Annotated in this window: 19 protein-coding genes and 1 riboswitch; of the genes, 8 read left to right on the forward strand and 11 right to left on the reverse strand. The window is 72.3% G+C overall.

Features of this window, described 5'->3' with window-relative positions; all coding sequences use genetic code 11:
* Nucleotides 1–28: 28 nt before the first annotated feature.
* On the reverse strand, nucleotides 29–1,222 hold the full coding sequence (locus OG276_RS02830) for a serine hydrolase (RefSeq protein WP_266902358.1): 1,194 nt from the start codon (nucleotides 1,220–1,222) through the stop codon (nucleotides 29–31).
* A gap of 29 nt (nucleotides 1,223–1,251) precedes the next feature.
* Between OG276_RS02830 and OG276_RS02835 the strand changes: the two genes are divergently transcribed.
* Nucleotides 1,252–1,419 (forward strand): hypothetical protein, encoded by a 168-nt coding sequence (locus OG276_RS02835; protein WP_266902360.1) that lies wholly within the window; start codon nucleotides 1,252–1,254, stop codon nucleotides 1,417–1,419.
* A gap of 36 nt (nucleotides 1,420–1,455) precedes the next feature.
* On the opposite strand, the gene OG276_RS02840 is transcribed toward OG276_RS02835, so the two are convergent.
* Nucleotides 1,456–3,357, reverse strand: a complete 1,902-nt coding sequence (locus OG276_RS02840; RefSeq protein WP_323182303.1) for a beta-galactosidase family protein — start codon at nucleotides 3,355–3,357, stop codon at nucleotides 1,456–1,458.
* 147 nt (nucleotides 3,358–3,504) lie between these two features.
* Here OG276_RS02840 and OG276_RS02845 point away from each other — a divergent pair, with 147 nt between their 5' ends.
* The 3 genes from OG276_RS02845 to OG276_RS02855 all read left to right on the forward strand — a co-directional run bounded on the left by OG276_RS02845 (nucleotide 3,505) and on the right by OG276_RS02855 (nucleotide 7,972).
* Nucleotides 3,505–4,611: a substrate-binding domain-containing protein gene (locus tag OG276_RS02845; protein ID WP_266902362.1), complete on the forward strand. Its 1,107-nt coding sequence runs from the start codon at nucleotides 3,505–3,507 to the stop codon at nucleotides 4,609–4,611.
* 104 nt (nucleotides 4,612–4,715) lie between these two features.
* Nucleotides 4,716–7,136: a polysaccharide lyase 8 family protein gene (locus OG276_RS02850; protein ID WP_266902364.1), complete on the forward strand. Its 2,421-nt coding sequence runs from the start codon at nucleotides 4,716–4,718 to the stop codon at nucleotides 7,134–7,136.
* Between the two features lie 128 nt (nucleotides 7,137–7,264).
* Complete coding sequence (locus OG276_RS02855) at nucleotides 7,265–7,972, forward strand: heparin lyase I family protein (protein ID WP_266902366.1); 708 nt, start codon at nucleotides 7,265–7,267, stop codon at nucleotides 7,970–7,972.
* A 4-nt stretch (nucleotides 7,973–7,976) separates the two neighbouring features.
* On the opposite strand, the gene OG276_RS02860 is transcribed toward OG276_RS02855, so the two are convergent.
* From OG276_RS02860 to OG276_RS02870, 3 genes are all read right to left on the reverse strand, one after another.
* Nucleotides 7,977–8,516, reverse strand: a complete 540-nt coding sequence (locus OG276_RS02860) for a hypothetical protein (RefSeq protein ID WP_266902368.1) — start codon at nucleotides 8,514–8,516, stop codon at nucleotides 7,977–7,979.
* A 143-nt stretch (nucleotides 8,517–8,659) separates the two neighbouring features.
* On the reverse strand, nucleotides 8,660–8,860 hold the full coding sequence (locus tag OG276_RS02865; protein WP_266902370.1) for a hypothetical protein: 201 nt from the start codon (nucleotides 8,858–8,860) through the stop codon (nucleotides 8,660–8,662).
* Nucleotides 8,861–9,016: 156 nt separating this feature from the next.
* Nucleotides 9,017–9,499 carry a nuclear transport factor 2 family protein gene (locus tag OG276_RS02870; protein WP_266902372.1) on the reverse strand — a complete coding sequence of 161 codons (483 nt, stop codon included), beginning with the start codon at nucleotides 9,497–9,499 and terminating at the stop codon, nucleotides 9,017–9,019.
* Between the two features lie 214 nt (nucleotides 9,500–9,713).
* Here OG276_RS02870 and OG276_RS02875 point away from each other — a divergent pair, with 214 nt between their 5' ends.
* Complete coding sequence (locus OG276_RS02875; protein WP_266902374.1) at nucleotides 9,714–12,140, forward strand: SpoIIE family protein phosphatase; 2,427 nt, start codon at nucleotides 9,714–9,716, stop codon at nucleotides 12,138–12,140.
* A gap of 11 nt (nucleotides 12,141–12,151) precedes the next feature.
* Here the strand turns inward: OG276_RS02875 and OG276_RS02880 are convergent, their stop codons facing one another.
* On the reverse strand, nucleotides 12,152–14,287 hold the full coding sequence (locus tag OG276_RS02880; RefSeq protein ID WP_266902376.1) for a hypothetical protein: 2,136 nt from the start codon (nucleotides 14,285–14,287) through the stop codon (nucleotides 12,152–12,154).
* Nucleotides 14,288–14,515: 228 nt separating this feature from the next.
* Here OG276_RS02880 and OG276_RS02885 point away from each other — a divergent pair, with 228 nt between their 5' ends.
* The 3 genes from OG276_RS02885 to OG276_RS02895 all read left to right on the forward strand — a co-directional run bounded on the left by OG276_RS02885 (nucleotide 14,516) and on the right by OG276_RS02895 (nucleotide 16,817).
* Nucleotides 14,516–15,571 (forward strand): AraC family transcriptional regulator, encoded by a 1,056-nt coding sequence (locus tag OG276_RS02885; RefSeq protein ID WP_266902377.1) that lies wholly within the window; start codon nucleotides 14,516–14,518, stop codon nucleotides 15,569–15,571.
* A gap of 58 nt (nucleotides 15,572–15,629) precedes the next feature.
* Nucleotides 15,630–15,693, forward strand: a riboswitch (guanidine-III (ykkC-III) riboswitch).
* Nucleotides 15,694–15,768: 75 nt separating this feature from the next.
* Nucleotides 15,769–16,221, forward strand: a complete 453-nt coding sequence (locus tag OG276_RS02890) for an Ohr family peroxiredoxin (RefSeq protein ID WP_266902380.1) — start codon at nucleotides 15,769–15,771, stop codon at nucleotides 16,219–16,221.
* A gap of 20 nt (nucleotides 16,222–16,241) precedes the next feature.
* Nucleotides 16,242–16,817: a putative glycolipid-binding domain-containing protein gene (locus OG276_RS02895; RefSeq protein ID WP_266902382.1), complete on the forward strand. Its 576-nt coding sequence runs from the start codon at nucleotides 16,242–16,244 to the stop codon at nucleotides 16,815–16,817.
* On the opposite strand, the gene OG276_RS02900 is transcribed toward OG276_RS02895, so the two are convergent.
* The 5 genes from OG276_RS02900 to OG276_RS02920 form a co-directional block, all read right to left on the reverse strand.
* The gene (locus OG276_RS02900) at nucleotides 16,807–18,144 is read right to left on the reverse strand and encodes an aldehyde dehydrogenase family protein (RefSeq protein ID WP_266912485.1); all 1,338 of its coding nucleotides are present in this window, start codon (nucleotides 18,142–18,144) and stop codon (nucleotides 16,807–16,809) included. The two genes, OG276_RS02895 and OG276_RS02900, sit on opposite strands and share 11 nt — an antisense overlap.
* 79 nt (nucleotides 18,145–18,223) lie before the next feature.
* Entirely contained in the window at nucleotides 18,224–19,540 is a 1,317-nt protein-coding gene (locus OG276_RS02905) for an NAD(P)/FAD-dependent oxidoreductase (protein ID WP_266902384.1), read from the reverse strand.
* A gap of 101 nt (nucleotides 19,541–19,641) precedes the next feature.
* Complete coding sequence (locus OG276_RS02910; RefSeq protein WP_266902386.1) at nucleotides 19,642–20,760, reverse strand: ABC transporter ATP-binding protein; 1,119 nt, start codon at nucleotides 20,758–20,760, stop codon at nucleotides 19,642–19,644.
* Nucleotides 20,761–20,765: 5 nt separating this feature from the next.
* Nucleotides 20,766–21,716, reverse strand: a complete 951-nt coding sequence (locus OG276_RS02915; RefSeq protein ID WP_266902388.1) for an ABC transporter permease — start codon at nucleotides 21,714–21,716, stop codon at nucleotides 20,766–20,768.
* Nucleotides 21,713–22,534: an ABC transporter permease gene (locus OG276_RS02920; RefSeq protein WP_266902390.1), complete on the reverse strand. Its 822-nt coding sequence runs from the start codon at nucleotides 22,532–22,534 to the stop codon at nucleotides 21,713–21,715. The genes OG276_RS02915 and OG276_RS02920 overlap by 4 nt, the downstream gene beginning before the upstream one ends.
* Nucleotides 22,535–22,632 lie beyond the last annotated feature (98 nt).

Below are 22,632 nucleotides of genomic sequence, written 5' to 3' on the forward strand. Positions count from 1 at the left end.
GCGGGAACCGCGGGTGCGAGCGGCCGGGTCACTTGCGCAGCAGGGCGCAGACGAAGTCCTCCTGGACCTCCCTGACCTGTTCCAGCAGGTCGGGGTTGATGGTCAGGGACGTCTGCGTGGTGATGGAGAAGGTGATCGAGCGCCGGCCGTCCGCCGAGGCCGCCGCGAACTGCGTGTAGCCGGCGGTGTTGCCGGTGTGGCCGTACACCGTTCCGCAGCGCGTGGTGTAGCGGAAGATCGCCAGGCCCGCCTCGGTGCGGCCGGGGCCGGGGGGCTGGGACAGGGCGCCGGGGATGAACCGGAACTGCTGGCGCCGGGTGCGCTCCGAGACGAGGGCGCCGCCCGCGTAGCCCCGGATGAAGGCGGTCAGGTCCTTCGGCGTCGAGACGATGCCGCCGGACGCCCAGGCCCCCGAGGCGCCCACGGCCTCGCTGACGTCGACGGGCCCCTCCTGCGGGTCGATCTGGTAGCCGTGGAGGTAGGGCTCGGGCAAGCGGTACCCCTGGGGCAGGCTCGTGGCCCGCATGCCCAGCGGCTCGTAGACGAGCTCGCGCAGCAGCGTCTCGTACCGGCGTCCGGTGGCGGCCTCGGCCATGAGGGCGATGGCGATGTTGTCGGAGTTGGAGTACGCGTAGCGACTGCCCGGCTGGAAGGCGAGGTCCTGGTCCGCTACGAACTCCAGCAGGCGGCGGGAGTCGAAGCGGTGGCGGGGGTCCTGGGAGATGATGTCGAAGAACCCCTGGGAGGCCGAGTAGTCGGGCAACCCGCTGGTGTGGTTCAGCAATTGACGAAGCGTCACTCCGTGCCACGCGGACGGCTGCCCGGGCAGCACCTCTCCGATCGTGTCGTCGAGGTGCAGCCGGCCGCGGTCGACGAGCCCGAGGGCCACCGCTCCGCTGAAGGCCTTGGCGACGCTGGCGATCCGCATGTGGTCCGTGGCCCGCGGCGGCCGGCCGCTCTCCACGTCGCCGACGCCCGCCCGGTAGACCTCCGTACGGTCGCCGTCGCGCAGGACGGCGATGACCCCGGGGGGACCGTCGGGCCGCTCCACCAGCTCGCGCAGCTCCTTGTGGAGGGCGGACCCGGCGGGCGGATTGCGGTCCGCTCCGGCCTGTGCGGGCTGCACGGAGACGGCGAGCAGGGCGCCGCACGCGGCGGTGGCGGCGGCCAGGCGCAGCGACGGACGGATCCGGCCGGATTGGCCGTGCGGGCGTCGGGACACGGAGGTACCTCCCGGGGAAGACGGACGCGGTGGCCCACGATGACAGGGGCCGCACCGGCGCCGGCGGCGACGCGGCCGCACGCCGGCGGGCCTTGGCCCATCCGGCCCTGGCGGTCCGGCGCGGCGGCGGGGCCGGGGCTGCGGCTCCCCGGGGCCGCCCCGTCACCTACCTCGGCGGCCACGACGCCGGGCCGTGACCGCGGGGCCCCGGCCCGCCCTCCCCCGGCGCGGACCTACCAGACGGGAATGGGCGCGGGCGCCTCCGTACCGAGGTCCGGTGCGTCGCGGAGTTCGACGGTGGTCCCGGACCGGTGGAGTTCGAGGATCACCAGGGTGTTCTCGCCCGCCCGCCACAGGGGGCCCGGTGCGTACAGCGTCTTCTGCGGGCCCCGCTCCCAGAACCTGCCCAGGGCGAAGCCGTTCAGCCAGACCACGCCCTTGGTCCATCCCGGGAGGGCGATGAACGCGTCCGCTGCGGAGTCCAGTTCGACGGTGACCCGGTGGAACGAGGGGCCTTGCGGGAGCGCGCCGTGGCCGAAGTCGAGTCCGGACAGGTCGTCGAGGGGAAGCGGCCTGATCTCCCAGCCGAACTGGTACTGGTTGTCCAGCCTGACCCCGTCGCGGATGCCCTTGCGATCTGCCAGCAGGGGCCCGTAGTTGATCCGCCCCTGGTTCTCCACCAGGATGTCGAGCTCCGCGCCTCCGTCGGGCACGGAGACGGGCAGGGCCGCGAGCGGTTCGTCCCGCTCCAGGAGCCCGATCCCCCGTCCGTCCAGGAACACTTGGGCCCGGTCGGCCAGGCCGTCGATGCGCAGCGCCGCCTCGGGCAGGGGTCCGCGGAGGCGGGTCCGGTAGTGGATCAGGCCCAGGGACTGGCCGGCCTCCTCCATGGTCAGCGGCTCGACGTGGTGCACGGGCTTGGAGAGCGCGTCCAGGGAGTCGGCCAGCGAGACGCGTCCGTCGACGGAGAGGAGCCGGGGAACCACGCGGGGGAGCAGAGCGGGGGGTTCATGGGTGACGGGGCCGGTGTGCCGGGCGATGACCTCGCGGAAGAGGTGGAACTTCCGGGTGAGTTCGCCGGCCTCGCCGACGGGGGCGTCGTAGTCGTAGCTGGTGACGTCGGGCTGGTAGGTGGTGCCGTCGTGGTTGGCGCCGTTCCACCAGCCGAAGTTGGTGCCGCCGTGGCCCATGTAGATGTTCACCGAGGCGCCCGCGGCGAGCAGGCTGTCCAGGGTGGCGGCGGCATCCTCCGGGTCGCGCGTGTGGTGCGGCTCGCCCCAGTGGTCGAACCAGCCGTGCCAGTACTCCACGCAGACCAGCGGCCCCTGCGGCTGGTACGCGCGCAGGGTCGCGAGCGAGCTCTCGGGGCGCGAGCCGAAGGTCCCGGTGGTCAGCACGCCGGGGATGCGCCCGCCGAGCTGGAACCCGTGGTCGGCGCCGTCGGTGGTGAACAGCAGGCAGTCGATGCCCCGTCGGACCAAGCCGTCGCGGAGGTGTTCCAGATAGCCGGTGTCGTTGCCGAAGCTGCCGTATTCGTTCTCGACGCCCACCGCCACCACCGGCCCGCCCCGGCTGCCGAGGAGGGGGGCCAGTACGGGGGCCAGGGTGTCGAACCACGCGTCGACCGCGGCCAGGTAGGCGGGGTCGCGGCGGCGGATCCGGATGGTGCGGTCGGCCAGCAGCCATCCGGGCAGTCCGCCGAAGTCCCATTCGGCGCAGATGTAGGGGCCCGGCCGGACGATGACGTCGAGGCCCAGGTCGCCGGCGGTGCGGATGAAGGCCGCCACGTCGTTGGGTCCGTCGAAGGAGAACGCGCCGGGGCTGGGCTCGTGGACGTTCCAGGCCACATAGGTCTCGATGGTGTTCACGCCCATCGCGCGCAGGCGCAGCAGGCGGTCGGCCCAGAGGTCCGGGTGCACCCGGAAGTAGTGGATGGCCGCGGAGACGATCCGGTGCGGGTGGCCGTTCCGCAGGAAGCCGGTCTCGTCCGTGGCCAGCGTCGTGATCGACGGCGTGACGGGAGTCGCGACCGGCTCCGTGACGGGAGTCGCGGTCGGCGTCTCAGTCGGCGTCGCGGTCGGCGTCTCGGTCGGCGTCTCGGTCGCCGTCGCGGTCGGCGGGTGGGGTGGCTTCACGTGTGCGCTCTCTTTCGGTGACTTCCGGTGGTGCTCGACTCGTCGGCCGACAGGGCCCGGCAGAAGGAAAGCCCCCCATAGAAAGCGCTTTCTACGGGCCTCTGATCACGCTAGGCTGAAGCAGCCCGAGGGGTCAAGGGAGATCGCATGCGGGAGAGGGTGGACGAGCGGCACAAGAGGGCGCTGCGGCTGGTGCGGGAGCACGGGAGCGTGCGGGTGTCCGACCTCGCCACCGAGCTCGGAATCTCCGTGGAAACCGCTCGCCGCGACGTCGCGGCGCTCTCCGACGCGGGGCTCGTACGGAGACTGCACGGGTCGGCGCTGTGGCCGACCGCGCGCCTGAGCCCCCGTGAGGCACGCCTTGCGCGCGAGGCGCCCCCGGTCGCACCCCGCGGGCTCGTGCTCGGGATGGTGGTCCCGGCGGCCGGCTACTTCTACCCGTCGGTCATTCGCGGTGCCCGGGACGCGGCTGCCGATGTCGGCGCCCGGCTGCTCGTCGCGACCACCGAGTACGACAGGGACCGGGACAAGACGCGCATCGACACCCTCATCGAGGCGGGCGCCACCGGACTGCTGCTCACCCCCAGTTGGGGCATGGACGGCCCGGGCCCCGGCGACCTCCAGGAGCTCGCGGACCTGCCGGTCCCCGCCGTGCTGGTGGAGCGGCACGTACCGGCGGGCTCGCCCGGAGCGGAGATCGACCGGGTCAGCTCGGCCCATGCGGACGGCGCCGCCGCCGGCGTACGCCATCTGGCGGCCCTCGGCCATCGCCGCGTGGCCCTGCTGTCCCGCGCCACGCACACCTCGCCCGCCCTGCGGCAGGGGTACCGCGCCGCGGCCGGTTCCCTCGGCCTGCCCGAGGACGACCTCTCCCCGGCCGGAGGGCTGGAGCCCGGCGGGGCCGATCACTTCGAGCGGCGCCTCGACCGGCTGCTCGGACTCGCCTCCGCGGGCGAGGTGCGCGCCGCACTCGTACACCCCGACTCCGCCGCGATCGACCTGCTCCAGCGGCTGACCGCGCGGGGCCTGCGCGTGCCGGAGGACTTCTCGATCGTCTGCTACGACGACGAGTTGGCAACGCTGGCGGACGTGCCCCTGACCTCGGTCGGACCCGTCAAGGGCGCGGTCGGCGAAGCAGCGCTGAACCTGCTGCTGCGGCGGCTGGAGAACCCCGGGGCCGAGAGTTCGCACGTCGCGCTGCTGCCACGGCTGAAGGTGCGGAACTCGTGCGGCGCCCCGGTGACCGCTTCTTGACCGAATGAGAGCGGAGCATTGACTTCCGGTCACCGGAATCGAAGTGTGGCCAACCAGCGAGACCAACGCCGCACCGGATTCCGCCGCACCAGATTGGTTCCTCCATGACTTCTTCCGCCTGGCCCCGCCGTACCTTCCTGCACGCGGCAGGGGGCAGCGCCCTCGCGCTGGGGCTCACGGGATGGGCCACCCTCCCGGCCGCGGCGGCCGAAACGGCCACCACCGGCGAGGAGTTCGCCGCCCTGCGCGCGAAATGGCGGGACCTGATGCTGGGCACCGGATTCAGCCCGACGGCCGAACCCTTCAGAACACTGCTCGCCAACCTCGGCGCCACGGCCCGCGGACACCTCTCCACCATGGCCCCCGCCGACGGCTCCCTGTGGCCCGGCGTGATCTGGACCGACCCGGATCCGGACCTCGACGCGGAGTCGTACGCCTTCTCGGCCCGTATGAACGACAGCTACACCAGGCTGAACGTCATGGCCCAGGCCTTCTGCCAGCCCGGAACCGGGCTCACCGCAGACCCCGCCCTGCTGGAAGCGGTCATCACCGGACTCGAACACGTCCATGACCAGGTGTACAACCCGGCCACCGTCCCGTACGGCAACTGGTGGAACTGGCAGATCGGCTCCCCGCAGGCCCTCATGGACACCTGCGTACTGATCCACGAGCACCTGACGGAGGACCAGAGGGCCAGGTTCTGCGCGGCCGTGGACCACTTCCTGCCCGATTCGGCCGTGGCCTCGTACACCGGAACCAGTACCGGCGCGAACCGTGTCGACCTGTGCCGCGGCATCATCCTGCGCGGGGTCGTGGGCGAGAACCCCGACAAGATCGCTCTGGCCGCCCGGGCCCTGGCCCCCGTCTTCCCGTACGTCACCTCCGGCGACGGCTTCTACGCCGACGGCTCCTTCATCCAGCACACCTCCGTCCCGTACATCGGCGGTTACGGCTCGGTGCTGCACGACGGCGTGGGCCGGATCCTCGCGCTGCTGCGCGGATCCGCCTGGCAACTGGCTGATCCCCACACCCAGCTCTTCCTCGACACCGTGGAATCGGCCGTCGCACCGTTCATCTACAACGGCCTGATGATGGACAACGTCTCCTCCCGGGGCATCAGCCGCCAGGGCGGCAGCGACCACCTGCGCGCCCACGGCCTCCTCGCCACTCTCGTCCTCCTGGGCCAGGGCGCCTCCCCCGAGGAGAACGCGCGGTGGCGCGCCATGGTCAAGGGCTGGCTCCGGCGGGACTACCACTACCCCGCGCTCAAGAACCCGGGCCTGAGCCTGATCCGGGCCTCCCTGCTACAGGCCCTGCAGGACGACACCACGGTCACCGCGGCTCCCGAGCCCGTGGGGCACCGGCTGTTCCACAACATGGACCGGGTCACCCACCGGCGCCGCGGCTGGGCGGCCTCGGTCAGCATGGCCTCGAACCGCATCGCACACTACGAGTTCGGCAACGGCGAGCACGCCCGCGGCTACCACACGGGCGCCGGCTGGCTGTCCTGGTGGGGCAGCGACTTCGGCCTGGAGCAGTACTCCGACGCGTACTGGCCCACGGTCGACCCGTACCGGCTGCCCGGCATCACCGCCTCCCGCAAGCCCCTCGCCGACGGGCAGGGCGGCAACTGGGGCGGTCCCCGCCCGGACGCGGCCTGGGTCGGCGGCACCACCGACGGCGAGTTCGGCGCCACGGGCCAGCACCTCAAGGGTCTGGCCGGCACGATGAGCGCCAAGAAGTCCTGGTTCTGGCTGGACGACTCCATCGTCTGCCTCGGCGCCGGCATCGGCTCCACCGACGGGTTCCCCGTCGAGACCACCATCGACAACCGCCACCTCGGCACCACCGGCGCCCCCACCCTGATCGTCGACGGCAGGCAGCAGCCGGCCACGCAGGGCTGGACGGCCACGTTCGAGGACGCCGGGTGGGCGCACATCGAGGGCCAGGCCGGCTACGTCTTCCCCGCCGGGACCAGGCTCGAAGCCGTACGCGAGGAACGCACGGGCGCCTGGAAGGACATCAACACCGGCGGCTCCGCCGACCCGATGACCCGCCGCTACCTCACCCTGTTCACCGACCACGGCACGGATCCCGTAGCCGCCGGCTACGCCTACGTCCTCCTGCCCGGCGCCAGCGCCCGGACCACCGAGCAGCGCTCCTGCGACCGGGGCCGGCTGAAGATCCTCGCCAACACCGCCGACCAGCAGGGCGTACGCGTCTCCAGGCTCGGCTTCACCGCCGTCAACTTCTGGACGCCGGGCACCGTGGACAAGATCACCACGAACGCCCTCGCCTCCGTCCTGATCCGGGAGAACCGGAACGGAACCGCGACCGTCGTCGTCTCGGACCCCGCCCGGCAGGCGACCTCGCTGCAGGTCCGGTGGAACCGCCGCGTCTCCAAGATCCTCTCCAAGCCGTCCACCGTCACGGGGGCCACGACGGGCGATGCGCTGACCCTCACGTTCGGCGACCTCAGGGGCGCGGCCGGAGCACCGCAGACCATCACCGTCCGACTCGGCTGAACCGCCGGGCAGGTGGGGCCCACCGAGGGCGGCGGGCCCCACCACCGATGGGTTGACAACGTTGCCAGCCCATTCCTTCCACGCCCTTCTCCCCACTCCCCCACTCCCCCACTCCCCAGGAGGACACCATGCAACGAAGCAACGTCCGACTCCTCGCCCCCACCGCCCTGGCCGCCGTGCTCACCGCCGCGACGACGTCACCCGCGCACGCCGCGGTCGAGTGGGACGGCGACGCGGACAACGGAGGGACCGCCGTCTTCGCCACGGTCGTGTGCGACGACCCCTCGTACGTCTACCAGCCCGACTGGAACGACGGCCGCGGCACGATCTTCGCGTTCACCAAAGCGGTGGGCTCCGAACGCTGCGAGGGACTCGGCATCGCCGGCCGGACCCTGACCGAGGACAGAACGTACTGGTTCGGCTGGGAGTCCATGACCAAGACGGGGAACGCGCAGACCGTCTTCCAGTGGAAGTCGTGGGGCACCGATGCGGAGCAGGACCAGAACTACCCCGTGCTGATGAAGGTGGAGGACAGCCTGCTGAAGATCTGGTACGTCGCACCGGGCGAGGAATGGATCGCCGCCGGCAGCATCCCCTGGACCCCGGGCACCTGGAACAAGATCGAGCTCGGCATCAACGCCCGCTCGTCCACCGGCGGTTCCTTCGCCCTCTACGTCAACGGCCAACTCGTGGTCGACCGACACGACGCCCGGACCTGGGACCTCAAGGGCAACGTGCCCCGCTGGGGGACCTACGGCTCGACCATCACCGGCGTCGAGTCGGTCAACTGGGTCGACGGACTCAAGATGGGCACCACACGCGAGGACGTCGACTGAGCGGCTACTGCGAAAGCAGCTGAAACTGCGGGGTGTTCGGCCCGCACCCGGCCCGATCGCTGCCGCGAGCCAGCGCCGGTAAGGAAGCAACGAGCGTTCCACTGTTGGCGCAGTCCGCGGGGCGGTCTGCGATGTGACGCTCGCAGACCGCCCGGTACGCCGGGAAGCGCAGAGCGATCTCGGAAAGCCTGGCAATCATCTCCGTACGTGTGGGCAAGGGGTAGTACTCGTGGTGCAGTGCGATGCTCAGCCGAACGGCGTCGTCTGCCTTCCGTACCCACTCGTCCAGAGTGGACTTCATGGAGGCACCGTTGTCCGTTCCCGACCACGCCGCAACGTTCAGGAACACGATCGCCTGTTCTGTCGACGCCTGGCCGGCCTCCACTGCCGCGGCAACGATCTCGGCGACATCGTCGGCGCCGTAGGCATCAATCAGGTCGTCCACACGGTCGAACAGCTCGTCAGGGAGGTCGACATCATCCCGTTCCGACCATTGCACGGCACACAGCCGGCCAAGCGCCTCGCCCACTACTGACGTCGCCATCAGGCCCCCTGTTGCTCGCCGCTAAGACGGACAGTAGCCGGACCAGCTGCGGGCAACCGCCCCTTTATGACGGCTACCCGCAGTGATCCGAAAGAGCCGGCCCGGCCGTCCCCCTCGAATCTTGCCGGTCAGGGGCCCGGGCCTCACTCGTCGAGGAAGAAGCCGGGATCGCGTACCGCGAGGGACCCGGCCATCGCACGTAGGTCGGCGTCGGCGGAAACCGAGGACGGCAGGATCAGGTAGCCGAAGGTGCCGCTGAACTCGTCGGCCGCCACGAGGTACAACCGGTAGCCGTCCAGGTCGGGGGCCAGCAACGGGGCCTGGGAGAGGGTGAGTTTGCCCATCCTGATACCGCCGCCGTGCTCACACCATGAGTACGGATACCCATCCGCCCGGACCCGGCGGGAGTTCCGCGTGGACGCCCCGACGGGGGACACCGTGGGTACGGCCTCCTTGGCGCCGCGGGAGCGCGAGGGAGAGCCTCCGCAGGGAGCTCAGGATCAGGTGCCGGACGCCCCGGTGCTGCCGAGGTGTTCCGTAGGGCCGGCGAAGGACAGGAACAGGGTCCGGGTGGTGAGCAGCCAGGTTCCGGCCACCCGTCGGAAGGTGTCCTCGTAGTGCCCCACCTGAGTCGGGGGCCGGGGTGGCACCAGGCCCCCGGAGTGGCCGTCGACCCGGTACGTGGCGAAGTAGGCGGTGGCGGTGGCCGTGTCCGGGGAGGTCACGGTGACCAGGACGTTGGTGCACATGCGGCGCGACAGGCGGTCCTCGGGGCGGCCGCCGAAGTAGTCGCGAAGGGCCTCGCGGCCCGTGATGCGGCGGTCCCCGGCGGGCCATTCCCAGATCCCGTCCGGCGTGAACAGGTCCGCCACCGAGCCCGGGTCCCCGAGGTCGAGGCGGTGGACGAACTCGGTGATCAGTCGCTCGCACGCGCGCTCGGCCAGCAGGTGTTCCATCGGATCCAGAGTGCTTTCGACATCCATGATCAACTCTTAGCAGAGCCGAGCGCGGAGGCGAAGCTTCCCCGGACGTACTCGGATGGCCACGGCCGGGGGGCCGCAGGTCCGATGGTCACTCCGTCACGATGCGTCCACGCCGCCGCCTCAACCCGTACCGGATGGCCTAACGTCTCTGGCCCTCGTTCCCGACATCGACCAGCATGGGGGGCGGTGGGACCGGCGGACGGGATGGGCACGCATGCGCGCCACTGATGGCAACCAGGATTCTCCCTTCGCTGTCACGAACACGGCCGCGGCGCTGTTCGACGGTGCCGGGACGGTCGTGGCCTGGACGCCGGCCGCCGAGGCCCTCCTGGGGCGCCGTTCCGCGGACGTGTGCGGGCGGCCGGCGCGGGAGCTCCTCGCGGACCCGGGCAGCTGGGAAGCGGTTCTGGCTCAGGAGAGAGAGCAAGGGGAGGCCGGGTGGGAGGGCCGGGCCGTGCTGCGGCACGGGTCGGGGGGCGAGGTGGAGATCGGCTTCCGCGCCGTTCCGCTGGACGACGGTGCGCGGGGGAATCCGGCCCGCTGCCTCGTGCTCGGCGCACCCCTGGAGCGCGTCGCCCAATGGCGGCAGGACCACGCCTTCACGCAGGAACTGTTCCTGCAGGGCCGAGTGGGCCTGGCCGTCTTCGATGCGGACCTGCGCCTGCTCCGGACGAACACGCACCTGCTGCCGTACTCCGGGGTGCCCGTCGAACTGACCGGCCGGCGCCTCGCCGACTTCTTGCGGGCCGAGGACGCGCGGATCATCGACGACCGGCTGCGGGAGGTCCTGCGCAGCGGGAACCCCTTGATCGGTTTCAACACGACCGCGCGCACCTTGGACGACTCGAGAGGCGGCCGGGTCGTGACCATCCAGGCATTCCGGCTGCAGGAACCGGACGGACGTCCGATGGGTGTGGCGACGGTGTTCACCGACGTCACCGACCACGAGCGCTCGCGCGGGCGCCTGGACCTGCTGTACCGCGCGACCGGGGCGCTGGGCGGTTCGCTGTCCGTCCTGCGTACCGTCGAGGACCTGGTCGGGATCCTGGCGCCCGCGTTCGGTGATCGTGCCGCGGTGGATCTCGCCGAGACCGTTCTGACCGGGGGCGAGCCCGCCGCTGACGGGCATCCCCCGCTGCCGCTGATCCGGGTGGCCGTCGCCGGAGCGGAAGCGGGCGTGCCGCGTACGGGTACGGCGCTCTTCGCCGCGGTGCGGGAGTGCCGGGGAGAGCTGGTCAACGGTCTCGGAGCCCGGTCCACGGGGTCCGAAGGGTCCGGGCAGGAGGCTGCCCCGGAGTGGGCGGCTGCCGTACCGGGTGCGCATTCGGCGATGACGGCGCCGCTGTGCGTTCGGGGCGTCGGGTTCGGCAGGATCACGCTCTGGCGGACGGGGGACGCTCCCCCGCTGGACGGGGACGACCTGGCGCTGCTGGAGGAGATCGCCGCCCGCGCGGCCGTCGCCGTGGACAACGCGCGGCGGTACACCAAGGAACGCCGCACCGCCGTGGGCCTGCAGCGCAGCCTGCTGCCGCCTGCCACCTCGGAAACGCCGGCGCTGGAAGCCGCCGGCCTCTACCTGCCCGCCGACGCGGACAGCGGGGTGGGCGGCGACTGGTTCGATGTCATCCCCCTGTCGTCGGCCCGTGTCGCCCTGGTGGTCGGGGACGTCGCCGGTCACGGGCTGCACGCCACGGCCATGATGGGACGCCTGCGCAGCGCCGTACGTGCGATGGCGGACCTGGAGCTGGAACCCGAGGAACTGCTGGCGCACGTCGACGACATGGTCCTGCAGGTCGCCGCCGAGGCGGAGAGCGAGGACGCGGAGGACGGTGACGCGGGCACGCCGCCGCGCAGCGGGCCGGCCGGTGCCACCTGTCTGTACGCCGTCTACGACCCGGTCACCCGCAGGTGCGTGATGGCGAGCGCCGGGCACCCGCCTCCGGCCGTGGTCGGCCCGGACGGAACCGTGGAGTACGTCGAGCTGAGCCCCGGCCCGCCCCTGGGGGTCGGCGGCTGGCCCTTCGAGCCGGTCGAACGCGAGCTGCCTCCGGGGAGCGTCCTCGCCCTCTACACCGACGGCCTGATCGAACGCGGAGCGGGGGACATCGACGAGGGCATGCGCGACCTGGCGGACCGCCTGCTGCGCGCGGACGTACTCGGCCGGCCGCTGCGGCAGGCCCGGCACGACATCGTGGAAGGGCTGCCGCCGGGGCGGCTGAAGGACGACGTCACCCTCCTGCTGGCCCGTACCCGGGTGGTGGACGGCGGCTCCGTCGCGACATGGCTGCTCGACGCCGACCCGGCGGTCGTCGCCGACGCGCGCCATCTCGTCCTGGAACAGCTCACCGCCTGGGACCTCGACGAGCTGGCCTTCAGCACGGAGCTCATCGTCAGCGAGCTGGTCACCAACTCCATCCGTCACGCCGGTGGCCAGGTCCGGCTCCGGCTGATCCGGGCGGACACGCTGACGTGCGAGGTCTCGGACTCCAGCAACACGCAGCCGAGGATGCGGCGGGCGAGGAGCCACGAGGAGGGCGGGCGCGGCCTGTACATCGTCGCCCAGCTCTCGCACCGCTGGGGCAGCCGCTACACCGTGGGGGGCAAGACCGTCTGGTCCGAACAGGCCCTGCCCCCCGCCTGACGGGCCGGTCGCTACGGAGCGGCCGCCACCGGCATGACGTGTCCCAGCAGGCCCTCCTTCACGTAAGGCCCCTCGCAGTCGGCCCTGTTGGAGACGAAGTGGTCGAACACCGAAGGTGCGTAGCACCGGTAGAGGGGCAACGATCCCGGTACCGCCTTGGTGTACGCGTATCCGACCGCGCCGAGGGGCTGTTGGCCCTCGCATCCCGGGTCGGCGGTCAGCAGCGAGTGGTTCGCCGCCTTGCATTCGTAGAGCCTGACCGTGCCGGGCGCGGGGTCCCGCAGCACCTTCCAGACCCCCTCGTGGGTGAACCCGGCGGGCAGGGAGCGGGAGGACGCCAGGTGCCCGGCGTGGGGGCGGTGGCCGCGGACCAGGGGTACGTACGGGGTGGTGTGGCCGGCGGCTCCCGCCCAGGTGCGCAGGTAGCCCTCGGCTCCCCGCATGAGCTCGTCCACCACGTCCTGGCCGCCGGTGACGCGGATGTCCTCGATCCAGTCGGGTACGAGGCCGTAGTGGGTGCCGCCGCCGTCGGTGTTGACGTCCCAGACCCGCGATCCGGTGACCTGCCGGTCGAGGACCGAACCGCCGTCGGGGCTGCGGAAGGGGTAGCTGACGGGGTTCCCGGCCGCGGCCCGGGGGCCGGGGAGCCAGGCGAAGCCGTTCATGTCCGTGCCGATCCCGTACCCGGCACCGTACTTGGCGCGCAGGGCGGCGTGCCTGCGCGCCTCGGCGGTGAAGGCGGGGGCCTCGTACATGTGGCCCGTGATGAAGCCGCCCAGGCGGTAGACCCGCTCGGTCCAGCTGTCGTCCATCCAGCCGTGGGTGGACAGCACGCCGGAGTAGCGTTCGGCTTCGAGCACGCGCAGCGCCTGGTTGGCCGCCTTGACGCTCATGTGGTCGATCTCCAGCATCATGTTGCGCTGGGTCATGCCCAGTACCGCGTACTCGCCCAGGGCGGTCAGGCCACGACGGTTGCACTGGGCGCCCGCGGCCTGCAAGGAGGCGCCGTACTCAGGCAGTTCGGCCCCCTCCGGCAGGGCTTCCCGGATCCGGGCCTCCGCCTCGGCCTGGGACATGCCGGTGTCCCCGGCCGTCTTCGCGGCGCCCGCCTCCGCATGGCCCGCCTCCTGGCCCTCGGCGGCCAGACCGAAGCCGATCGGGTTGTCGTGCTCGGCGCCGGGGCAGGGCTCCGTGCTCCAGAAGGTGCCCGTCGACAGGAACTGGCCGACGTTGATGGCCATGCCCTGGGTGCCCGAGTCGAACCGGACTCCGCACAGGGCGTTGTCGAACTTGTGGCACAGGAACATGCTGCGCACGCCCAGCCGGTGCAGTTCGTCGAGGCCGCGGTCGATGTCGGCCATGGTGCAGCGGGCGCCGTCCAACACCTGTTTGCAGCCGAAGGGTTCGGAGGTCTCCACCCCGAGGACGACGGCGAGCTTGCCCTCCTGGATGACCTTGCGGGCCTGGCCGGGCTCGGTGACGACCCGGAACCAGCCCTTGCCGGCGCCGCCGTACATGGCGTCGACATGATCCTGGAGCTCGTACGTCTTCTGGATCTGGAGCCTGATCGCGGTCATCTCGTCGCAGCCGCGGTCCTTGAAGAAGTAGAGCGAGCAGATGACGCCGTTGGTGACCATGTCGTTCACCAGGATCCGCTGGCCGCCCCGCCAGGCGCGCTCCACCCAGGCGTAGTACGTCTGCTGGTGGGTGGCGGAGTCGTGGGCCGGCCAGTCGCGGAACGTCGGCCAGCCGGTCGGGTCGTGCCGGCCGTCACCGCCCTTGGTGATCATGTCGAAGAGGGCGAGGACGCCGTTCGGGTAGTGCTCGGGGCAGTCCTTGAGGGCGTCCGCCGCCCCCGCCGCGGAGAAGACCTTTCCGCAGACCAGCCGTCCTCCGAAGCCCTCGTTGGACATCAGGTGGACGTGCCCGTCGACGTATCCGCGGACCCGTCCCTGGGCGTCGGTCCCGGTGAACGGCTCGCCCGTGACGTTGACCTGCGAGTCCGGGGCCGGACGCGCCACGGGCTCCCACCACTGCGGGCCGGCCGTGGCGCCGGCGGTCGACGGGCCGAGCAGCAGGGTGATCAGTGCGAGGACCAGGCCGGTTAACAGGTACCGGCTTCGCCCGAGGGCTCTTCGTCGGTTCATCCCCATCCCTTTCTCCTTCACGATGCGTTCGTGGCATGGCGTGGTGGCGTGCCGCGGCAGGGCGTGGCACGCCACGGGCGCGGGCCGGGGCCGGAGGCCGACCCTAGGAGCCGGCCCGCGGCGCCGTCATTGACTGCGGCGGCCAACCCGTTGACTCTCCGGACCGGCCCCGGTGTCGTCCCGCGGGCGGTGTTGACGGGGGGCGTGCGCCCGCATTGACTGACCGATGTGTCAGCCACCGAGCCGCCCTTCGTCACCGCGTGCTACGCCCTCGCCGTCCTGAGCGCCACGGTGGAGGACTCCGGCGGGGCGGCCGCCCGGACCTTGCCCACGGACCGGCCGGACCAGCCGGATCGGACGGACCAGCCCGACCGGCCGGCGTTCGGCGAGATGCAGGCCCTGTGGGACGACGTGCTCGGCGCCGTGGGCGCCGGCCCGCACACCGGGCTCCTCGCGGGCGACCGCATCAGGCCCGAGGGCCTGCACATCCTGGGCCACCTCGTCCTCACCTGCGCCAGCCTCGCGGACGCCGCGTGGGCGGCCGAGCGCTACCACCCCCTGATGAGCCGGTCGGGCAGGGTGACCCTGCACCGCCAGGACGGCGTCGGCCGGGTCTGCTACCGGCCGACCGTCGACCCGGCGGCCATGCACCCCCAGCGGGTCGAGGCGATCGTCAGCAGCATGGTGCGGGCGGGCCGCTGGATCGCCGGCGACGGCTGGGCGCCCCTGGCCGTGTCGTTCGCCCACCCCCGCAGGGGCTCGGCGGAGCCCTACGCCCACGTCCTGGGCTGCCCCGTCGCCTTCGACGCCCCGGAGACCGCGATCACGGTCGCCGACGAGGACCTCGACCGGCGCCGCCCCCTCTACGACCCGGCGCTCGACGCCCTGCACCGGGCCTACGCCGACCGCCTCCTGCAGAAGCTGTCCGGGACCGTGACCGTCGCCGAGCGCGTACGGCAGTGGCTGGAGGACACCGCGCTCCAGGACGCGGGCCCCGAGGGCCCCGCCAAGGAGCTCAGCCTCAGCGTCCGGACCCTGCGCAGGGCCCTGCAGGCGGAGGGCACCTCGTGGCGCACGCTCCTCGACACCGCCCGCCACGACCGGGCCGGAAGGCTGCTGGATGCCACGGACCTGCCGCTGGACCGGATAGCACCGCTCGTCGGCCTGAGCGGTGCGACGGCCCTGGTCCGCGCCTTCCACCGGTGGGAGGGCATGCCTCCGGGGGCGTACAGGAGCCGGCAGCGGCCCGCGTCCGCGGATCCCCACGGGGCCGGCCGGGGGTGAGGAGGGTCACCGCGGGCGGCGCCCCGGCCCGCCGCCCGCGTTGCTAGATTGTCCGGCGGCCGACCCGATCCACGAGGCCCCGGACGAGATGCGCCGTACCCGGTTACGCACGACGACGCGCGAGGTGCCGCACGAGCGGCGCCTTCCGCTGTCCGCACCCGGGCAGCGTCCTCGTCGAGCAAGATGGGCCTTACGCCATGACCGTGCCACTCACCCGCAGCCTGTACCGGACGACCGCGCACGCAGCCGGAGGCCGTACCGGGTCCGTCCGCACCGACGACGGCCGCCTGGACGTCCGCCTGGCCCCGCCGCGCAAGAAGGTCCCGGGCACCACCAACCCCGAGCAGCTGTTCGCGGCCGGTTTCGCCGCCTGCTTCACCTCCGCGCTCGCGGAGGTCGCCGCCGAGTTCGGGGCGGACGCCTCCGCCGCGCGCGTGGCGTGCGAAGTGCAGCTCGGCACCACGGACACGCCCGCGGGCTACGGCCTCGCGGTGGCCCTCACCGTCAGCCTGCCCGGGTGGCGGGCGGCGGACCTCCAGCCGCTGCTGCACCGGGCGGACGCCGTCTGCCCCTACTCGCAGGCCGTACGGGGCAACGTACCGCTGACGCTCCTGGCCCTGGACGACCTCGCTTCCGCCGACGGGGCCTGAGCAGCCGCTACGGTGACGGCATGAGCGGATCCCGGCGCCTCGTGCGCACCTGGGAGGTCTTCCCCGGCTCGGGTTACTCGACCGCGTGGGTCGACCTCACCCAGGGCGCCTTGACCGCGCGCGGTCGCTCCGTCGGCCTGGACCCCGAGCCGTACTGGCTCACGTACACCCTTGAGACCTCCGATGACTACGTGACCTCGCGCCTCCACGTGACGGTGGAGACGGCGGCGTCCCCCCGCGAGCTGGACCTGCGCAGCGACCGCGGACGCTGGACCGTGGACGGTGCGCACCGCCCCGATCTCGACGGCGCGCTCGACTGCGACCTGGGCCTCTGCCCGCTGACCAACACCATGCCCGTGCTCCGCCACGGCCTGCACCGGCGGCCCGGAACCGGACCGCACCACTTCCTCATGGCCTGGGTCTCGGTCCCGGACCTCGCCGTCAGCCCGAACCGGCAGACGTACACGCCTCTCGCGCGCGCCGAACACGGCGCGCGCGTGCGCTACGAGTCCGGCGGCTTCCGCGCGGACATCGGCTTCGACGAGGACGGTCTGGTCCTGGACTACCCGTCCCTGGCGGCCCCGCTCACAGCATGACGTGCTTGGCCTGGGTGTAGTCCAGGAGGCCGGACAGGGAGAGGTCGCTGCCGTAGCCGGAGTGTTTGACTCCGCCGTGGGGCATCTCCGAGACCGTGGTGCCGTGGGTGTTCACCCAGACGATGCCGGTGTGCAGGGCGCGGGTGGCGCGCATCGCGCGGTCGTGGTCGGTGGTCCACACGCTCGCGGCCAGGCCGAAGCGCACCCCGTTGGCGAGGTGCAGGGCCTCGGCCTCGTCCGTGAAGGACTGGACGGTCACGACGGGTCCGAAGATCTCCTCCTGCACGATCTCGTCGTCCTGGCGGACGCCCGCGACCACGGTGGGCTCGTGGAAGAAGCCGGGGCGCGGGAGCCGGCCGCCGCCGGTGACGATTCCGGCGTGCGCTGGCAGACGGTCCAACAGCCCTCGTACAGAGGCCAGTTGGGCGGCGTTGTTGAGGGGGCCGAAGTCGGCGCCGGCCCGGAGCGCGGCCGCCTCGGCGGCGAAGGCCGCGAGGAACGTGTCGTGGATCCGGCGGTGGACCAGGAGCCGGGTGGGCGCGGTGCAGTCCTGGCCGGCGTTGTAGTAGGCGACCGCGGCGAGGGCGGCTGCGGTGGCCTGCACGTCCACGTCCTCGTGGACGACGACGGGGGCGTTGCCGCCGAGTTCCAGGTGGACCCGCTTGAGGCCGGCCGCGGCGGCCGCCGCGATCTCCTGTCCGGCCCGGACGCTGCCGGTGACGGCGATCAGGGCGACCGCCGGATGGGCGGTGAGGGCCCGGCCGGTGTCGCGGTCCCCGCAGACGACGTTGAGCACGCCCGGCGGCAGGTGGTCCGCGGCGATCCGGGCCAGGAGCACGGACGAGGAGGGGGTGGTGTCGGCGGGCTTGAGCACGGTGGTGTTTCCGGCGGCGATGGCCGGAGCGATCTTCCAAGCGGCCATCATCAGCGGGTAGTTCCAGGGGGTGATCTGGGCGCAGACCCCGACCGGTTCGCGGCGCAGCAGGGAGGTGCGGCCCTCGGTGTACTCGGCCGCGGCGGCGCCCGGGAGGTTCCGTGCGGCTCCGGCGAAGTAACGGAAGGCGTCGGCGATCCCGGGCAGCTCGTCGTCCCGGAACTGCCCGGCCGGCTTGCCGGTGTCCCCGGTCTCGGCGGCGGTGAAGGCCTCCGCGTGCGCCTCGATGGCGTCGGCGATGCCGAGGAGGGCGCGCTGGCGTACCGCCGGGGTGGTGGTGGACCAGTGTCCGTACGCGGCCGCCGCCGCGAAGCAGGCCGCGTCCGTGTCGGCGGGGCCCGAGCGCGGGGCGTGGCGGTGCACGCGGCCGGTGGCGGGGTCGGTGAGGGCCATGGTGGCGCCCGAGGCGGCGGGCCGGTCCACTCCCCCGATGTGGTTGTGCAGGGGCGCTGCGCCGGGGTCGTGCGGGGTGTCAGCCACGGCGCAGGGCCTCCTCGGCGGCGGCGCGTCCGGTGCGTACGGCGCCTTCCATGTAGCCGGCCACCCACTGGTCGGATCCGCAGACGTAGAAGGGGGGTTCGTGGGTGCCGTGCCGGGGGCCGACGGCCATGACGTCGCCGGGGGTCCACTGGGTGACGTACCCCTGGGTCCACGGATCGGTGCCCCACATGCGGATGAACGTGGCGAGCGGCCGGTGCGCCTCGTCGCCGTAGAGGCGTGCGATGTCGGCCAGCAGTTCGGTGGTGCGCAGGGGTGCGGGCGTGCCGAGGAGGACGCCGTAGCGTTCGGGCGGTACGAGGGCCGAGAGGATGCCTTCGCTCTGCGGCCAGGTGCTGCCGAGGATCCCTTCGCTTTCGGAGAGGCCGCTGAGGCCCCGGTCGCGCCAGAAGGGTCTGGCGTACGCGGCGGTGAATTTGGCCGCGAGGGCGTGGCGCTGGCGGTGCAGGGAGGCGAGCCGCTCGTCGGAGACCCCGGTGACGGCGACCGAGCGGAGCGGGCCGGCCGGAAGGGCGCTGACCACGGCGTCGGCCGTGAGGGTCTCACCGCCGGCGAGGCGTACGGAGCTGCGGCCGGGCCGCCGTATCGCGACCTGCTCGACGGGTGAGCCCGTACGGATCCGGCCGCCGAGGGCCTCGGCCATGCGCAGGGCCACGGTCGCCGAGCCCTCGGCGACGCGCAGGCCCTCCCAGGCCTCGTACTCGTAGTGGCCGGTGCCGGGTACGGCGGCGTGTTTGCGCAGGGCCGCGAGCAGGGAGGTCCGCTCGCAGGAGCCGTCGGCGAGGGCGAGTTGGCCGATCTCCCAGAGGCGTACGACGGCCGGGGTGGCGCCCTGGGCGCGGAGCCAGTCGCCGACGGACAGCCGGTCGAGGTGCGCGGCCTCGGGGTGGGACCAGGGGTCGGCCGGGTCGACGGTGGCGGCGAGCGCCGTGAAGGCGGCGGTGACCTTGGTGCGGCAGGCGTCGTCGCCGGGGCCGAACCAGTGGGGCGGGTCGGTGGCGGAGACTCCTTCGGGGGTGGCGCGGACGAGGGCGCCGGGCTCGGCGACGTAGCTGGGGATCAGGGTGAGGCCCAGTTCCGCGGCGAGGCCGGTGTAGGCGGTGTGGGCCCGGCCCACCACCTCCCCGCCGAGCTGGACCAGCCGGCCGTCGGGGAGGGTGGTCTGCTCGACGCGTCCGCCGACGCGGTCGCGGGCCTCGACGACGAGGACGTCGGCCCCGCCCGCGGCCAGGTCCCGCGCGGCGGCGAGACCTGCCAGTCCGGCGCCGAGCACGATGACGTCGTGGTTCATGGGTGTGCTTCCTTCGGTCGGTGACGGAGCCGAACGGCAGTGGGGGGCAGAGGGGCCGGGGGGTCCGGGGACCACCCGGCCCAGGGACCACCAAGGTCGAGTCAGTCGAGGACCAGGCAGTGTTCGGGGTTCCAGCCGATCTCGACCTGCTCGCCGCCGCTCCAGCGGTCCTCCATGCGGGAGCGGACGGTGTTCTGCTCCAGTACGGACACCGTGACCCCGGGGGCCAGTTCGATGAGGTAGGTCGTGGTCGGGCCGGAGTAGACGGTCTCCCGGACGACTCCGCTGACCTGGGCCATGCCCGGTTCGAAGCCGGAGAGCCAGATCTTCTCGGGGCGGATCGAGAGGCTGACCCGGCTGCCGTCGGGGACGCCGGACCGGGGGCCGACGGGCAGGGCGGGGCCCTGGTCGAGGAGGACGCGGCCGGAGCGGTAGGTCCCCGGTACCAGGTTGGAGGTTCCCATGAAGGAGGCGACGAAGCTGCTCGTGGGGCGCTCGTACACGTCCTCCGGCGTGCCGCACTGCTCGATGCGGCCCTCGTTCATGACCGCGAGGCGGTCCGACATGGTCAGGGCCTCGTCCTGGTCGTGGGTGACGAAGACGAAGGTGATGCCGACCTCCCGCTGGATCTGCTTGAGCTCGACCTGCATCCGGCGCCGCAGTTTCAGGTCGAGGGCGGCCAGCGGCTCGTCCAAGAGCAGGACTTGGGGCCGGTTCACCAGGGCGCGGGCCAGGGCGACGCGCTGGCGCTGGCCGCCGGAGAGCGTGGGCGGTTTGCGGCCGGCCAGTTCTCCGAGCTGTACGAGGTCCAGCATGTCGCCGACCCGTTGGCGGATCTCGGCGCGGGGCACGCCGCTGCGCTTGAGGCCGAAGGCCACGTTGTCGGCGAGCGAGAGGTGGTCGAAGAGGGCGTAGCTCTGGAAGACGGTGTTGACGTTGCGCTTGTTGGGCGGCAGACCCGTGACGTCCTCGCCGTCGAGCAGGACGCTGCCCTCCGAGGGGTCGATGAAGCCGCCGATCATGCGCAGCAGGGTGGTCTTCCCGCAGCCGGAGGGGCCGAGGAGGGAGAAGAACTCGCCCGGGGCGATGTCGAGGGTGACGTCGTGGACGGCGTAGGTGTCCGTGGTGCGGTACTGCTTGGCGACCCGGTCGAGGCGGACGGCGGGGTGCGCGTCCACGGCGTTCGGTTCCGCGGGCGGATCAGGGTTCGGGTGCTGCATGGGTGTCACTTCCCCGGAAGCAGATCGAGGCCGCCCCGGCGGCCGAAGAGGCGCGGGATGGCGAGGGCGAACGCGATGAGGGCGATGGAGCCGACGAGCATGAGGGTGCCGACGGCGTTGATGGTGGGCTGGACGCCGAACCTGATCGCCGAGTAGATGCGGACGGAGAGCGGTTGGGGGTCGACGCCGGTGGTGAAGTAGGCGAGGACGAAGTCGTCGAAGACCAGGGCGAAGATCAGTACCCCGGAGGCGAGGATGCCGGGGAGCAGCGCGGGCAGGGTCACCAGGCGCAGGGCCTGCCCGCGGGTGGCTCCGAGGTCCATCGCCGCCTCCTCGACCTCAGGGTTGAGGGCGGCGATGCGGGAGCGCAGGATGACCGTGACGTAGGAGATGGAGAAGGTGATCTCGGCCAGCATCACGGTGGTGGTGGACAGGGTGATGCCGAGGCCCTTGAAGAGCATCATCGCGGCGACGCCGGTGACGATCTCCGGGGTGATCAGCGGTACGAGCATGACCAGGCCGGCGAAGGACCCGAGGCGGCTCCGGCCCCGGACCAGTCCGAGGGCGAGGGCCACTCCGAGGACGAGCGAGACGGCCATCGCGACCAGGGACACCCGCAGGCTCATGCCGAGGGAGCCGATGAGCGCGTCGTCGCGGAGGAACGCGCGGTACCAGCGCAGGCTCACGCCGTCGAAGACGGTGAGGGACTTCTGCGCGTTGAAGGAGAACAGGACGACGACGCCGACGGGGAGGTAGAGCAGCGCGAAGAAGACCGCGGTGACGGCGATGGCGAACCGGGGCCGGCGGTCGGCTCCGCGGCGCCGCCTCCCGGGGCGGCGCGGCCGGGTGGCGGGCCGCTTCTCCGCCTCGCCGGCGGTCCGCGGGGCGGTGGCGCGTACGGTCGGCGCACCGCTCGGCGCGGAAGGTGCGGTACGGGGAACGGGGCGCGGGTTCATCGGACCGCCTCCGCCTCGTCCTTGCGGGTGCGCTTCAGGTAGCCGAGCATCCCGAGCAGCAGGACCGCCATGAGCAGGATGGTCAGGGCCGAGCCGAGCGGCCAGTTCTGGCCCTGGAAGAACTTGTCCTGGATCAGGTTGCCGATCATGATCTGGTCGGGGCCTCCCATGAGCTGTGCGCTGACGAAGTCGCCCATGGCGGGCAGGAAGACGAGGACGCAGCCGGCGGCCGCGCCCTGGCGGGTGGCGGGCACGGTGACGAAGAGGAAGGTCCTCAAGGGGCCGCCGTAGAGGTCGCGTCCGGCTTCGATGAGCGAGGTGTCCATGCGCTCCATGGCCGCGTACAGCGGAATGATCATGAAGACGACGAATCCGTAGACGAGTCCGGCGATGACCCCCGGGGCGGTCTGGAGGATCTTGCTGTCGCCGTCGGCGAGGCCGATCGCGCGCAGGGCCTTCAGCGCCGGCCCGTCGTCGGAGAGCACGACGGACCAGCCGTACATCCGTACCAGGTAGTTGGCGAAGAACGGGACGACGATCGCGGCGATCAGCAGGTTCTTGAAGCGGCCGCCGCGCAGGGCGATGGCGTAGGCGACGGGGTAGCCCACGGCCAGGCAGATGAGGCAGGTGATCAGCGCGTAGCCCAGCGAGCGCAGCAGGACGGTGCGGTAGGCCGGATCGGCGAGCGCGGCGAAGTTCTCGAAGTTGAGCCCGAAGCGCGGATTGCCGAGCGGGTCGGTGGTGCCGAAGGCGAGGGTGGCCACCAGGAGCAGGGAGGCGAGGAGGAAGCCGGTCATCCACAGGGTGCCGGGGAGCATGAACCAGGTCCACAGCCTCCCCTCCGACGCGGCCCGGCCCCTGCGGGGCGGACGGTCCGGGCCGGATCGGTCCTGCGGATCCCGGGGATCAGGTCGTG

This window comes from Streptomyces sp. NBC_00086 (assembly GCF_026343255.1).
In the GTDB taxonomy this organism is placed as follows: Bacteria; Actinomycetota; Actinomycetes; order Streptomycetales; family Streptomycetaceae; genus Streptomyces.

Bases quoted from the DNA above. Each gene is read 5' to 3' on its own strand.
- OG276_RS02845 (WP_266902362.1), top strand. From the start codon at position 3,505: ATGCGGGAGAGGGTGGACGAGCGGCACAAGAGGGCGCTGCGGCTGGTG.
- OG276_RS02850 (WP_266902364.1), top strand. From the start codon at position 4,716: ATGACTTCTTCCGCCTGGCCCCGCCGTACCTTCCTGCACGCGGCAGGG.
- OG276_RS02855 (WP_266902366.1), top strand. From the start codon at position 7,265: ATGCAACGAAGCAACGTCCGACTCCTCGCCCCCACCGCCCTGGCCGCC.
- OG276_RS02860 (WP_266902368.1), bottom strand. From the start codon at position 8,516: ATGGCGACGTCAGTAGTGGGCGAGGCGCTTGGCCGGCTGTGTGCCGTG.
- OG276_RS02865 (WP_266902370.1), bottom strand. From the start codon at position 8,860: ATGGGCAAACTCACCCTCTCCCAGGCCCCGTTGCTGGCCCCCGACCTG.
- OG276_RS02870 (WP_266902372.1), bottom strand. From the start codon at position 9,499: ATGGATGTCGAAAGCACTCTGGATCCGATGGAACACCTGCTGGCCGAG.
- OG276_RS02875 (WP_266902374.1), top strand. From the start codon at position 9,714: ATGCGCGCCACTGATGGCAACCAGGATTCTCCCTTCGCTGTCACGAAC.
- OG276_RS02880 (WP_266902376.1), bottom strand. From the start codon at position 14,287: ATGAACCGACGAAGAGCCCTCGGGCGAAGCCGGTACCTGTTAACCGGC.
- OG276_RS02890 (WP_266902380.1), top strand. From the start codon at position 15,769: ATGACCGTGCCACTCACCCGCAGCCTGTACCGGACGACCGCGCACGCA.
- OG276_RS02895 (WP_266902382.1), top strand. From the start codon at position 16,242: ATGAGCGGATCCCGGCGCCTCGTGCGCACCTGGGAGGTCTTCCCCGGC.
- OG276_RS02900 (WP_266912485.1), bottom strand. From the start codon at position 18,144: ATGGCCCTCACCGACCCCGCCACCGGCCGCGTGCACCGCCACGCCCCG.
- OG276_RS02905 (WP_266902384.1), bottom strand. From the start codon at position 19,540: ATGAACCACGACGTCATCGTGCTCGGCGCCGGACTGGCAGGTCTCGCC.
- OG276_RS02910 (WP_266902386.1), bottom strand. From the start codon at position 20,760: ATGCAGCACCCGAACCCTGATCCGCCCGCGGAACCGAACGCCGTGGAC.
- OG276_RS02915 (WP_266902388.1), bottom strand. From the start codon at position 21,716: ATGAACCCGCGCCCCGTTCCCCGTACCGCACCTTCCGCGCCGAGCGGT.
- OG276_RS02920 (WP_266902390.1), bottom strand. From the start codon at position 22,534: ATGCTCCCCGGCACCCTGTGGATGACCGGCTTCCTCCTCGCCTCCCTG.